The sequence below is a fragment of the Pseudomonas sp. CCI4.2 genome (genome assembly GCF_034350045.1).
GTDB lineage: Bacteria > Pseudomonadota > Gammaproteobacteria > Pseudomonadales > Pseudomonadaceae > Aquipseudomonas.
The window spans coordinates 1,459,390-1,473,025 of the sequence record NZ_CP133781.1 but is presented as its reverse complement, the minus strand read 5'-3'; the positions used below and the strand labels follow the sequence as shown (position 1 = coordinate 1,473,025).

9 protein-coding genes are annotated in these 13,636 nt (G+C 55.3%); 7 read left to right on the top strand and 2 right to left on the bottom strand.

The window, feature by feature from the left end; all coding sequences use genetic code 11:
- Positions 1-9: 9 nt before the first annotated feature.
- Together RHM65_RS06480 and RHM65_RS06475 are read right to left on the bottom strand one after the other, a co-directional pair.
- A complete protein-coding gene (locus tag RHM65_RS06480) occupies positions 10-1,992 on the bottom strand; it encodes a protease modulator HflK (RefSeq protein WP_322184526.1) in 1,983 nt (660 codons plus the stop codon).
- Positions 1,993-2,134: 142 nt separating this feature from the next.
- Positions 2,135-3,277, bottom strand: coding sequence for an acyltransferase (locus RHM65_RS06475; protein ID WP_322184525.1), 1,143 nt, complete (start codon positions 3,275-3,277; stop codon positions 2,135-2,137).
- A gap of 352 nt (positions 3,278-3,629) precedes the next feature.
- Here RHM65_RS06475 and RHM65_RS06470 point away from each other — a divergent pair, with 352 nt between their 5' ends.
- From RHM65_RS06470 to RHM65_RS06440, 7 genes are all read left to right on the top strand, one after another.
- Positions 3,630-3,944 carry a hypothetical protein gene (locus RHM65_RS06470; RefSeq protein ID WP_322166760.1) on the top strand — a complete coding sequence of 105 codons (315 nt, stop codon included), beginning with the start codon at positions 3,630-3,632 and terminating at the stop codon, positions 3,942-3,944.
- A gap of 346 nt (positions 3,945-4,290) precedes the next feature.
- Complete coding sequence (locus RHM65_RS06465) at positions 4,291-5,283, top strand: IS5 family transposase (protein ID WP_322165339.1); 993 nt, start codon at positions 4,291-4,293, stop codon at positions 5,281-5,283.
- A gap of 150 nt (positions 5,284-5,433) precedes the next feature.
- Positions 5,434-7,053 (top strand): glucan biosynthesis protein D, encoded by a 1,620-nt coding sequence (locus RHM65_RS06460; RefSeq protein WP_322184524.1) that lies wholly within the window; start codon positions 5,434-5,436, stop codon positions 7,051-7,053.
- 370 nt (positions 7,054-7,423) lie between these two features.
- Entirely contained in the window at positions 7,424-8,734 is a 1,311-nt protein-coding gene (locus RHM65_RS06455) for a hypothetical protein (protein ID WP_322184523.1), read from the top strand.
- A 12-nt stretch (positions 8,735-8,746) separates the two neighbouring features.
- Positions 8,747-10,048, top strand: coding sequence for a hypothetical protein (locus tag RHM65_RS06450; RefSeq protein ID WP_322184522.1), 1,302 nt, complete (start codon positions 8,747-8,749; stop codon positions 10,046-10,048).
- A 46-nt stretch (positions 10,049-10,094) separates the two neighbouring features.
- Complete coding sequence (locus RHM65_RS06445) at positions 10,095-11,984, top strand: acyltransferase family protein (protein WP_322184521.1); 1,890 nt, start codon at positions 10,095-10,097, stop codon at positions 11,982-11,984.
- 688 nt (positions 11,985-12,672) lie between these two features.
- Positions 12,673-12,984 carry a DUF6124 family protein gene (locus tag RHM65_RS06440; protein ID WP_322184520.1) on the top strand — a complete coding sequence of 104 codons (312 nt, stop codon included), beginning with the start codon at positions 12,673-12,675 and terminating at the stop codon, positions 12,982-12,984.
- Positions 12,985-13,636: the final 652 nt, after the last annotated feature.

Genomic DNA, 13,636 nt, shown 5'->3' with positions numbered 1-13,636 from the left:
GACGACTCCTTAATGGACGGCTTTACTCGGCGCCGTTGGGTCTGCCGGTAACGTGAAAGTACGCAAATCGATGGTCGGTGCAATGTTGCCGCCGAGTCGATGATCGAGAATCAACAGCTTGGCGTGGACCAAGCCCTGGCTCAGCTGCGTCAGGTATTGCTCAAGCAAAAAAGCCTGGCCCGCCTGGTCATACGCCTTACGCTCGGCGCTGAAGCGCAGGTCTGCGCCTTGAGCCAACGCCATTACTTCGCGGGCTGCCGCAGACGCATTGTCTTTCTCCACGCTGGCGTTAAGTTCGGCCAAGTTCGATTGCTCGCTGGCTGCGCCCCGCTCCCGTGAAATCAACGCCTGGGCGCCGATTTGCGCCGCCTGCACCGCATGGTAGGCGTTGGCCGCCCCAGCGGGTGGGTGAATAGACTCCACGACAGTGGCTAAAATTTCTACGCCGCTGTCGAGCTTCTTCAGGTCTGCTTGGACAGCGTCACCGATGTCGGAAGACAACGCGGCGCGTTGTTCTCCGAGTAACTCATCCAGGGTCCGCGATGCAAAATCGTGGACCAATATTCGGCTCGCGGTGCTGCGAATCAGCGTAGGAACATCGGCGCTGTTGTAGGTTGCCGCCATCGCCGCCTGATCGGTCAGGCCGATTCGATAGACAAACCGCACGTCCATATTGACGATCTGGAAGCTCTGCTTTTGGGTCGAAGGCTTGTCACCTGCACTGCTGGCGATGACTTGGGATTTTTCGTTGATATGGCTGGCGTCCCACAGACGGTTGGCACTCAGGGGCGCCGGCCCTTCAGCGGGCTCAAGGACCTGCTCGACGGCATTGGATTCTGAAACGCTGGTTGCCAACTCGTGGACAACACCATTTTCTACTGCCAACACGCGCCCGAAAGGCCAGGGTAAACCGGTGTGCAAGCCCGGACCGAAGACTTGCACCGGTTTGCCGAAACGCTCATAGATGCCTCGGCCCTGCATTGGTATTTCATGCACACCGCTCAGCACCCAACCTAGCCCCAACACCACCGCCAACACCGGCAAAAAAGCCCGGCGCATGTAGGTGAACGCCCATATCTGGCGCAGGTCGATGCCGAATCGGTTATGCAATTCGTTCTGCAGCGCCAACAAGGGCTGCGGTGGCCAGCGCAGCAGTCCCGCGACAAAACTGCTGGCCAGCAGTCGCGGCTCGATCCGCTCTGTGCGCGGGCTAAACAGCGACATGACGGCCCGGAGCAATAATTCCAGCGCCACCAGCACAGGCAACAAGCCGATCAATACAGCCAGTCGGACTGGCCAGAGACGGTCAGGTGTGGAGAAAAACAGGCACAACGCACTGAGCAACAAGCAGGCGATCACGACCCGCGTCAGTTGCGCCATTTGTGCGGCTTCAGGCCACTCGGCCGGCAATTCGTGGGTCAGTTGGCGTTCCAGCACCAACAACCCGAAGGCCAGTAACAGTGCAACGGCGCCGACGACAGTGCCCATCGGGCCAACACTCGATCCAACGAGGCTCAGGTTCCAGGCCCATTTCACCACCAGAATGGCCAGCAACGCCCAGCCACCCAGCCATAACGTCGGCGGCCCCACTTGGGCCAGCAGCGAAACGCCGCTGCCGCTGATGCGGCTCAACAGGCGGTCAGACCAGCCGATGGGCTCGTCGGTGATGGGTTCTGCGTCTGTCGGCAACGGCTCGATCACCGCCGAAACGTGCGCAGCGGCCAGGGTTTGCGCGCGCCAATGGGCGATCCAATACGCGGACTGCAAACCTGCCACCAACACCCACAACGCTGCGGCGTTATTAATCAGAACCGCGGACCACAACGTCGCAGGCGAAAAAAGCATCGCGAACATTGCCAGGACAAAGCTGAACAAGCCCAATGCCGCCAGCCCGTAACAAAGCCGCTGCAACCGACGGGCATGAAAAGCGGCCCTTTGAAAGCGCGGCAAGCCATCAAGGCCAACGCTTTCGCCATCCAGATCAACCCGCATCGACACCCCAGACCTTACTCATAATGAAGACACCCGTGGGCTTGGCCCAACGAGCGTTATGATATAACAGGGGTCGTGAAATTATTGTTCAAAATATTTTGACGGGATTTGAAGGTGATCATGCAGGTGCGCCAGCCGGGTCCTAAACGGGGTTAATCACTGCAGGAATCTTTTTCAGCCTTCCATTGATGAGATAGCGGCCTACTTTCTGACCGTTAACTTCAATGACCGTATAGGTCACGTATGAAATACCGACCACACACAGGAGTATTAACGCCACCAACAGGTTATTGAGCAGGCCGCTGCCGGTATCGATATACCTCACATCCCCCATCATCGGCGCCAAGGTCAACCCGGTCCTTTTCTCCAAAACCAAAAATACCAATATCAAGCCACTGAGTACCACGACGTGGGTGAGGTAGATCGAGTAGGAAAGGCGGCCAAGAAAACTGAACACTCGGGTTTTTAGCAGGCTCGATACCACCCCCGCGTCAAAGGCAAACAGCGTGACCACGCCGCAAAATAACAGGCTGCAGACGATGGTTTTCTGGGTCAGATCTGAATTGAGCGCCATCACGATGAGGCACAAAGAAACAACTTCCAGTAGTGAATACACCACATAGTTAGTTTTTAGATTTTTTTTTTTAACACCAAACACTCCATATGACAATGCCCCCGCAAAAAAGCAGGAGAGCCCCTTGTAAGCGAACTCAGTCAAGGCCCCGGCATTGTTATATAACAGAACGAAAGCGCCCAAAGAGATTGCGCTCCACGCGAGTTTTTTATGGGCCGCGCAAAAAAAGGCCACCCCGGCAAATATCATATACATGTAATACTCGATACTGATGCTCCAGGCCGGATAGTTAAATGAGAGGTTCTCCGTCAAGGGTGTCCAGGCTTGAATCAAGAATAAATTGGGCAGTATCTGCGAAGGCGCATATTGCCCGGTAAAGGGTTCTTTATTGAAGGCAAATCCTTTATGTGCTGCCAGCAACTTTAGAAACTCAAATAAAATGAACACACCTAACATAAACACATGCAGCGGAAGCAGCCGAAAAGTCCTGAGTATAAAAAATTTACGGAAATCAATAGGCGCCCCTGAGCCATAAGCGTGGGTGATGACAAAGCCGCTCAAGACAAAGAAGAACTCGACGAACAGGTCTGCGTTACTGAAGAATTGCAGCTCGGTGATACTGCCAACAACGTGTAGATGGTAAACAACCACAGCGAGGGCACACAGCCCTCTAAAACTATCAAGCGCATGAAATCGTCTGTCTTGGGCCATAGGGACATCCCTTTGATAATTTCCTATTTAGCGGGACTACTGAGTGTTGTATTTACGAGCGTGGAAACCGGAGAAATCCTAGATGAGCCCATCATTGAGTGCAAAGTAGTGCGAAATAAAATAGATTTTTATTTTTCTGCTTTCCAAAATCACGGAAAAAATGGCGTCAATTTTCATCTGTTAGTTTGTCCTACAAAAAAAACAGAAACGTCCTATGCGTTTAAAAGCAGTCGTTACCGCAATTGAATAACCGCGCAAAGCTACAGTTACAATTTCAAGGATTGAGCGACTTGCCGTTACAAGTTCCGATGATTATATTCCCTAACCCATCTAATATACGACGGCTAACACCATGAAAAAACATTGGGATTTCCGTGTTCCCACCTGTACTTCAGACATTGAAACTACGAGCTGCCTGACCATCACTGAACCCGGATCGTTTTTAGGGTTGAGCAATTTACTGGACCTGGTCAGCCACGACATAAGCCAAGACCACGACAAACACATTCATCGGCTTACCTTTAAAAGTGGTGAAACTCTTTTTATCAAAACTGACGCGCATGCGGTCACCGTCAGAGGCTCGCGCATCAATTTTGATTCGGACGGCAAATTTCCATCCACCACGTACCTCAGTGACCCCTCGACGCTGAACAGATCCAACGACTGACGCTTGACCCTGCCCCATTGGGGGCCGCTTCGGTCGAGCGCGACTCCGGGCCCATCGCGAGCAAGCCCGCTCCTACAGTTTATTATTGGTAATCAATAAGATATGCCTTGCTTGATAGGCGCCAACTTGTTGGCGAGAATCCACATCGACATGCCAGGTACCCAGGCCACTATCTTTTTTTTCCCCCAGTAGCGAACAGGTCGCCCACTTTGTTATCTAGTGGGGGTAGTTGTATGCATCTGCACGCGCACGTGCAGGCGTCACGGCATTACCTAGGGAAACTCTGAAAAAGGTTTTCAAATCTGGTGAAATGTCCCCCATCACATGAGCCGAGCGGTTGCCCCCCATGAAGCAAATTTCTTTCGCCGATGCCGAGTACGCCGGTAAACGTAAGCGAACCCGCCGTGAGATTTTCCTGAGCGAGATGGACAAGGTCGTCCCCTGGAAGGGGTTGATCGCTTTGATCGAGCCGCATTATCCAAAAGGCGAAGGGGGCCGCCCGGCGTATCCCTTGATGGCCATGTTGCGTGTGCACCTGATGCAGAACTGGTTCGGCTATAGCGATCCAGCAATGGAAGAGTCTCTTTATGAGACCACGATTCTGCGCCAGTTCGCGGGGTTGAATCTGGAACGCATTCCCGACGAAACCACGATTCTCAACTTCCGTCGCCTGCTGGAGAAAAACCATCTTGCCGGGGGAATCCTGGAGGTCATTAATGGCTACCTGGGAGACCGAGGTTTGATGCTTCGTCAGGGCACAATTGTTGATGCCACGATCATTCATGCGCCGACGTCGACCAAGAATAAAGAGGGTAAACGCGACCCCGAAATGCATCAGACCAAGAAAGGTAATCAATATTTTTTCGGGATGAAAGCGCACATCGGAGTAGACGCTGATACGGGTCTGACGCACAGCGTGGTGGGCACGGCAGCCAATGTCGCGGACGTCACTCAAGTCGATCAGTTGCTGCACGGCGAAGAGACCCATCTCTGTGGCGACGCGGGCTACACCGGCGTAGAAAAGCGGCTTGAACATGAGGGGCGCGAGATGATCTGGTCGATCTCCGCCAGGCCCAGCAGCCGCCGCAAACATGGAGAAAAAAGCGTCATTGGCCGTGCGTTGCGCAAGATTGAATACGCCAAATCGCAAACTCGGGCCAAGGTTGAGCACCCGTTTCGGGTGATCAAGCGCCAGTTTGGTTACACCAAGGTGCGGTTTCGCGGGTTGGTAAAGAACACGGCGCAGTTGGTGACACTGTTTGCACTGTCGAATCTGTGGATGGCGCGCCGACATTTGATGGAGCCTATAGGACAGGTGCGTCCGCAGTATGGAAATTAAGGGTTAATAAGTGCTTAAAACCGGCTTATTCATCAATAAAAGCCGATATTTTCGAAATTTCAGTGAAGTACTTTCTTTCGGAGCGCTTGACGCCCGATTTGCCAGAAAAAGAAGGTCTTATTTCAGACCTTCCCTAGAGGCTCCATCGTTATGAATCGCAGGAATCTTCTGAAAGCATCGCTCGCTCTCGCGGCCTATACCGGCCTACCCGCAACGGGGCTATTTGCAGCACGGGCATTCGCAGCCACGGCTGATGGCGACGTCGAGCATTTCGATTTCACGGCCCTGCAAGTCAACGCCAAACAACTGGCTAGCACGCCCTTCGTTGATACCAACGAACAGCTGCCGCCGACCCTGGGGACAATGACCCCCCAACAATTCAACGCCATCCAATACGACCCGGCGCACTCGTTGTGGGGCGACAACAAAGGTCAGTTGGACGTGCAATTTTTTCATGTCGGCATGGGCTTCAAACAGCCGATTCGCATGTACAGCGTCGACCCCCAGACCAACGAGTCGCGGGAGGTGCATTTTCGGCCGGAAATGTTCAATTACGACAAGAGCGGCGTCGATAAATCGCAGCTCAAGGGCGACTTGGGCTTCGCCGGGTTCAAGCTGTTCAAAGCCCCGGAAATCGCGACCCATGACATTCTGTCGTTTCTCGGCGCCAGCTACTTCCGCGCCGTGGACAGCTCCGGGCAATACGGGCTGTCCGCCCGGGGCCTGGCCATCGACACCTATGCCAAGCGCAAGGAAGAATTTCCCAACTTCACCAAGTTCTGGTTCGAGACGCCGACCAAGGACAACACCCGCTTCGTTGTCTACGCCTTGCTCGACTCCCCCAGTGCGACCGGCGCTTACCGTTTCGATATCGACTGTCAGGCCAATCAAGTGGTCATGGCCATCGACGCCCACATCAACGCCCGCAAGGACATTGAGCAGTTGGGCATCGCGGCGATGACCAGCATGTTCAGCTGCGGCACTCACGAGCGGCGCATGTGCGACACCCTCCACCCGGAAATCCACGACTCGGACCGCCTGGCCATGTGGCGCGGCAACGGTGAGTGGATATGCCGTCCGCTGAACAATCCGGCCACCTTGCAATTCAACGCATTCGCCGACAAAGACCCCAAGGGTTTTGGCCTGGTCCAGACCGACCACGATTTTTCCAGCTACCAAGACACCGTCGATTGGTACAACCAGCGACCGAGCCTGTGGGTCGAGCCCACCACTGCGTGGGGCGAAGGTTCGATAGACCTGCTGGAAATTCCGACCACGGGAGAAACCCTGGATAACATCGTGGCGTTCTGGACCCCCAAAGCCCCCGTGACGGCGGGTACGTCCCTGAACTTCGGTTACAAGCTCTACTGGAGCGCTTTGCCCCCGGTCGGTACGCCGCTGGCACGGGTGCATGCCACACGCTCCGGAATGGGCGGCTTCATTGAGGGCTGGGCGCCGGGCGAGCATCACCCAGAAGTCTGGGCGCGCCGATTTGCAGTCGACTTCACCGGAGGCGGTCTGGATCGATTGCCCGAGGGCACCCGCATTGAACCTGTGATTACCGTCTCAGGCGGCGAAGTAAAAGACTTCAACGTGTTGGTGATTCCGGACATCAAGGGCTATCGCGTGACGTTCGACTGGTACCCCAACAGCGACTCAGTGGCACCCGTCGAACTGCGCCTTTTCATTCGCACCCACGACAGAACGCTGAGCGAAACCTGGCTCTACCAATATTTCCCGCCAGCACCTGACAAACGCCGCTATAACTGATTGAGCGGCCGATATTAAAGCGGCTGACGCGCTTGAAAGCGTCAGCCGTTTTTACATCTGTAAATATTATGAGTCATAGAAGCCACGCATTAACCGTTCAATAACGTACATAAAAATCGCGTCAATTTTTTATCCCTCGTTAAGTATCAATTACTTAAGTAGCGCTGGTAACCGCACTCAATAACTCGCGCTAAAAATTTGACGAATTGATTTGACAGCGCTCAAAAGTGACGTTGATATACCGCTATCTGCTGCGCAATAACGCCCACTTTAACTATCCGATCGCCTCCCCCCAGGTCTTTCGAGGGCGGTAGCTATGCCCGCGTTTTATCCACGACGAATTTTCTACGCTCCTGAGAGGGCAACCACCATGATGTCGACACCCGATCTCAGCCCTACTGAACGTCCGTCGATCCTGACATTCAACAAATCCACTTTAATTATTTGGGTCGCCATCAGCCTGATCGTGTCCGAAACACTGGCCGGTGCGCTGCGCTATTACTTCGACCAAGTGGGCATTTCGCCGCTGCTGTACCTGCCGAAAATAGCCTGCCTGATAGTGTTCGCGGCGCAGTTGCTGACCTACAAAGCCACCCGCGTGCTGTGGGTGGGCTTGTTGCTGCTGTTTGTGTCCTGCGCCCTGGCGATGCTGCACGGCGCCAGTTTTACCAACGTTGCGTTTAGCCTGTTCGGATTCAGCCCGTTGCTGTTTGGCGCGGTGTGCAGCGAACACATTCTTCATCGCAAACGACTGCTGGGCTGGGTCATCGGCATGTGCCTGATCTTGTCTCTAATAGGGCTGTTGCTGGACAAATACATCACGGTCCCGTGGAAAGGTTACAGCTACCTCGTGGGCAACACTGAGCTAGTCGGCAACACCGCATGGGCTGACGATGAGTTTGACCGGCTCGCAGGTTTTACTCGGGTCTCTAACGCGCTGTCGATCATCATTGCAATGTTCAGCCTGTACCTGGCAATGTTTACCCGCTCGCGAATCCTGTTTTGCATCATCGCCGCCGTGGGCTTTTACGCCATCGTGCTGACCACCAGTAAAGCGCCGGCGGCGGCCTTCGCCCTCACCCTCGCGGTGATGATGCTCAGTCGCTTGCGCTGGACCAGCGCGGCCCTTTTTGTCGGTTTGGTCGCCATTGGCTTCCTGCTGCCCATCGTCGGTGTGGCCTTCGATTTTGACCCCAACAACATCACCAGCGGCGACCGCTCCCTGATGTCGCTTTACGACCGCCTGATCAACACCTGGCCGCACGTTACCCAATACCTGTACCAGCAAGGCTGGAGTTTGACGGGCGCGGGGTTGGGCATGTTTGGCAGCAGCCAAGTGTTATTCCCGGTGCCCGGCGCGCAGATCCTGACCGGATCGGACAGCAGCGCGATGTACCTTTGGGCAACGTTTGGCTTTGTCGGCATCGCACTGTACGCCCTGCAAATTCCCATGTTCTTTATGCTGCGCGATCAAACCTCACGCATGGATAACGCCTTACTCGCGATCAGCATTTGCATCTGCCTGACCAGTTGGACCACCGACATGTTCGAGATCACCCTCTCCAACCTGTTTATGGGCTTGGCCATCGGGCGAGTGTTAAACCGCTCAACCGCTACCAGCACCGCGACGACTACAGCCCACGGTTTGGGTGAACTTTCCGGGCTGCCGGAACTGCGATGAGAGTGTGTTGATATGCGATTGAAAACCCATGTGTCCGCCTCTGCTTTGCTGCTTTCCCTGACCCTGTGCTGCGCCGCGTCCCACGCCGACGATGGGTTCATCATCGGCGTGGGAACGCACTTGATGAATTACGAAACCTCCCCGGTGAAAGCCCTGCAGATGGCATCGGATGCAGGCATCACAGCACTCAAGGACGACGCGTACTGGTCAACGGCCGAACCCTCGGCCAACCAGTACCGCATCGTGCCGCCATGGCGCACTTACCTGGATACCGCTAAATCCAAAAAGCTGTCGACCCTGACAATTCTGGATTACAGCACCAACTTCCACGGCAACCTCAAGCCGCGCACGCCAGAGGTCAGGAAGGCGTATCTCAAATACGTCGATTACGTGACCCACCAGTTGCAGGGCAAAGTCGACTATTGGGAAATCTGGAACGAGTGGGACCTGGAAGGCCCCAAAGACCCAAAGCTTTCTGCCGACTACGCGACCCTGGTCAAAGACGCGGTGCCGCTGATTCGCAAGAACGATCCCAACGCGAAGATTCTCGCGGGCTCCGTCACACCTGACGGCATGAACTTTGGGTTCGCCGACCGCCTGATCGACGCCGGAATATTGGATCAAATCGACGGCCTGTCGATTCACCCCTACGTGCATTGCGCCGGCAGAGGGCAAAACACACCGGAAGCCTGGGCCCAATGGGTGCGTGATTACGTCCGCCACGTGAACGAAAAAGCCGGTAAGGAAATTCCGATCTACCTGACCGAAGTCAGTTGGCCGACCCACACCGGCAATTGCGGCTTCACAGAAGACACGGTCGCGTCTTACATCGCGCGGACGTTTTTCCTCTCCCGCACCATCCCCGGCCTAAAGGGCATGTGGTGGTATGACCTGGTAAATGACGGCCTGGACAAGACCGATCAGGAACACAACTTCGGCTTGCTCGAAAACAACATGGACCCCAAACCCGGCTATGACGTGCTCAAAGCCATCAGCCCGTTCGTTCGCGATTACACCTACGACCCCGGCCCCAGCACCATGGTCAACGACGTTTACCTGCTGTATTTCAACAAAGGATCCGAGCACATCGCGGTCGGCTGGGCGGGCGGGCGAAGCCAGCAACAACAAGTGGTCGGCAACGCCTCACTCACCGGCAAAGTGCAACTGATCGACACCGCGCACGCCACCAAAGGGCAGATCGACTCGGAGACATCGTGGACCTGCAATGGTGAGCGCTGTGCTACCAACGTGACCCTCACCAACTTCCCGAAAGTCATCAGCCTGAACGCCCCCGACGGGATGGTTAAACGCTGAGTGATCACCTGCTGAGCCTGCCGCCCGTTTCTGGAGTTGAATCGTCATGGACTTTCGAAAAGACATCAACGGACTCCGCGCGATTGCGGTTATCGCCGTCATCCTGTTCCACTTCAACCCGGCGTGGCTGCCCGGCGGCTACGCGGGCGTCGATATATTTTTCGTGATTTCCGGCTACCTGATCACCGGCATCATCTTCCGGGGTTTGCAGAAAAACAGCTTCGGCCTGATCACCTTCTACACATCCCGGGCACGGCGGATCATCCCCGCGCTGGCAGCCATGTGCTTTGCCTTACTGGCATTCGGCTGGTTCTACCTGCTGCCCCTTGAATACAGCGAACTGGGCAAACACGTCGCCAGCAGCCTGGGGTTCTTTTCCAACTTCGTGTACTGGTCCGAAGCGGGCTACTTCGCCGCTGGCGCCCACGAGAAATGGCTGCTGCACACGTGGTCCCTTTCGGTGGAGTGGCAGTTCTACATGATCTACCCGATCGTCCTGCTGTTGCTGAGCAGGCTGGTCACGCTGAATGCACTGCGCTGGATCGTCTTGGCCGGGAGCGTTCTCGGCTTCCTCGCCTGCGTCTACATGTCCTTCAAATGGCCGGAGCCGGCGTTCTATTTACTGCCTGCGCGGGCGTGGGAATTATTGGCCGGCGGCGTCGCTTGTCTGTTCCCGTTCAAGCTCATAAGCCGGTCACAACGCGCCTTGGAAGCAGTGGGCGTTGGCCTGATGCTGGCGAGTTTTTTCGTGCTCTCCGAGAAAGACGTATGGCCGGGTTACCTGGCGCTGTTGCCGGTAATGGGCACCTTGTCGGTGATCATCTCGGCGCGGCAAGATTCGTTCATGACCAACAACCCCTTCTCACAATGGACCGGCAAGCTTTCCTACTCGCTGTACCTGTGGCACTGGCCGGTGGTGGTGTTCATGAGCTACGCCGGGTACTTGAACGATACCCGTAGCGCCTTGGTCGGAATCGCCACCTCATTCGCCTTGGGCCTGGCCTCGTTTACGGTCATCGAAAAAAGCTCAACCGAGAAAAAGCCGGAACGCCCCTGGAAGTTCGCAACCGTCAGCAGCCTGATCGTGCTGGTATTCGCCGCAGGCGCGGCGGTCAAAGCGACCCAAGGCGCCGTTACACCGTTACGCGCCATCAGCATCTCGGACAAGGCACGCTTCGTTCAGGAGTACGCCGACCGGCAAAACAACCTCTACGAAACCTACTGGCTCAAGTGCGACGCGTTCTCCGCCTTCACCCAGCGCGGACAAAAAGCGATTGACCCGTCCTGCACGCAAAAACACGGTGAAGGCGGCGTCTTTCTGTGGGGCGATTCCCACGCTCAAGCGTTGTCGCTGGGCTTGAGAACCCTGCTGCCCAAAGAAACGCCGTTTTACCAAGTCACCTCGGCTGCCTGCAAACCGAGCCTCACCGACGACACCGGCCTGCAAACACCGCCGCGCATCACCTGCAACTACTCCAACAGAACGGCACTGGACAGCATCAAGGCCGACAAACCCGACATCGTGGTCATCGCGCAAAAAGACGAACACGACAAAACCCACTGGGACGAAATTGCCGCACGGCTCAAAAGCTACGGCGTCAAACACGTGGTCCTCATGGGCCCGCTGCCGCAATGGAGCCCGTCCCTGCCCAGCGTCATCGCCAACCGTCACTGGGGCGCCAACGACTCCCACATCACCGACGCCGCCCTCGACCGCAGCGTCATGGTCGCCGACCGCGCCACCCAAAGCTCCATCGACCACAACGCCGTGGACTTCGTCTCACTCATCGACAAATTGTGCGTCGCAGATTCCTGCCTGGTGCGGCTGCAAGGAGACAACTCACTGCTGCAAATCGACTCCGGTCACTTGAGTGAAAAGGGCTCGATTTATATCGTTAAGAATTTTGTGATGCCGGAGATTGAGAAGCTGAATTGAGGCCTGACACTCCGCTGGCATCCCTCGCCGCGTAAACCCGCCAAGCGTGAATTGCCTTTGAAGAGGCGCCGAAGGCTGCGATGAATGTCAGGTGCCTGCGACTCCAAATTTGCCGAAGTACCCTGTGGAATTGGCTTGCCAACGAAAGCGTTATTGCAGGCAACCCAGGTTTCAAGTCGACATCAGCAGCGCGATGATGGGGCTCTTCGCAGGCAAGCCTGCTCCCACAAAATGTGCGGCGGCGTGAGTTGTTCGGCGCCAATGAAATCCCAGAGCCGTTCCGGCTCGCCCGCCAGACTTAATGATCTGAGCGGGCTTTTTTATGCTCGAAAATTAGGGTCACCGGATCTCGGTAAGACAAATCCTTACGCCGCGTAGGACAGAGACTTATTCACCCGGAAACGACTGAGGGCATAGTCTGGCGGTTGCGCTTGCTCAGGGCCGACGCTAACCTTCGTGGGTCGCTGCAAAATCAGCGGCCGGGTTTAGTCGCCCGCCCACACACTGGCGCACAAGCGTCACTTTTAGCCAGGCGCTTTTTTATCGCCTGAGCTTTATGGTGGCTGTGCGCAGGGCACCCTCGGGTGCGCCGGGTCTCCAGTGTTCCGGTCGACTAACCTGTGCACAGCTGCCACCCATTGTTTAGTCGCAATGATGGCAGCTCCACTAAACACTGGAGATGTATCAGATGACAAAAATCACCCCCGATCCACCCCATTCAAACCGCAACCGCGTCACCCCGCGTACCTCCCGAATCACCCAACAAAACCTCCCAGACAGACTGTTCCACGTCCGCGAATACGTCAGCGCCGAAGAAGCCCTGACCACCGCTTGCGAAATCCTCGACTGCGCCGCCGCTACCGCCTACGAATCCGCCGAGAAACTCGACGCCCCTAGCCGCAAGTTGGTATTGGCTGTCGTGTATCTGGTAGAAACCGCGCAGGAATTGCTGGAGTCCGCATTGGCTGCTGATGGGCCGAAGTCGGCTGTCCAGAGCTAACTCCGAAACCTTGGACGACAAACACAACGCAGCAATTCTGTGGGAGCGAATTCATTCAAGAATGGATTCGCCTTCACGTTAAAGCTGTGTCTGGCTAACCAACAACTCACACTTAGCCCTATAACTCCCGTGCACCCTGACGATGACTATCGGAACTTTCCTACAGCAATTAACACGCAGGACTACAGACTGAGCTTTATTTGCTGAATATGCTTTCGATACTTTCAGCAACACAAGGGATGTCGAAATGACCAACATCTTCAAAAAAGCAAACCACATTGTAAAAACGACACTAATTTTGTTTTTATTACTCTCTACAAACGGATGCGGGACATTAGCAGGCAGAGCACAATACGACGATCCTGACGCCTATTTTTTTAAAAGTCTTCAAGGCAGCTACGAATTTCTTACGGGAGGTTTTGCGAGGGGATATGACCCTTCACATTACATATGCTGGATGTCGATAATCTGCCCCGTGGCATTTGTTTATTCCTTACCCGTCGACGCCGCAGTCGACACAATCCTCCTGCCTTACGACTTATATAACCAATTCAAATAATACGGCAAACCAACGTTCTCCGACTCCACTAGTCTGTAGGAGCTGCCGAAGGCTGCGATAAATCGGATGATTGATTCAAATTCCGGTCACCAT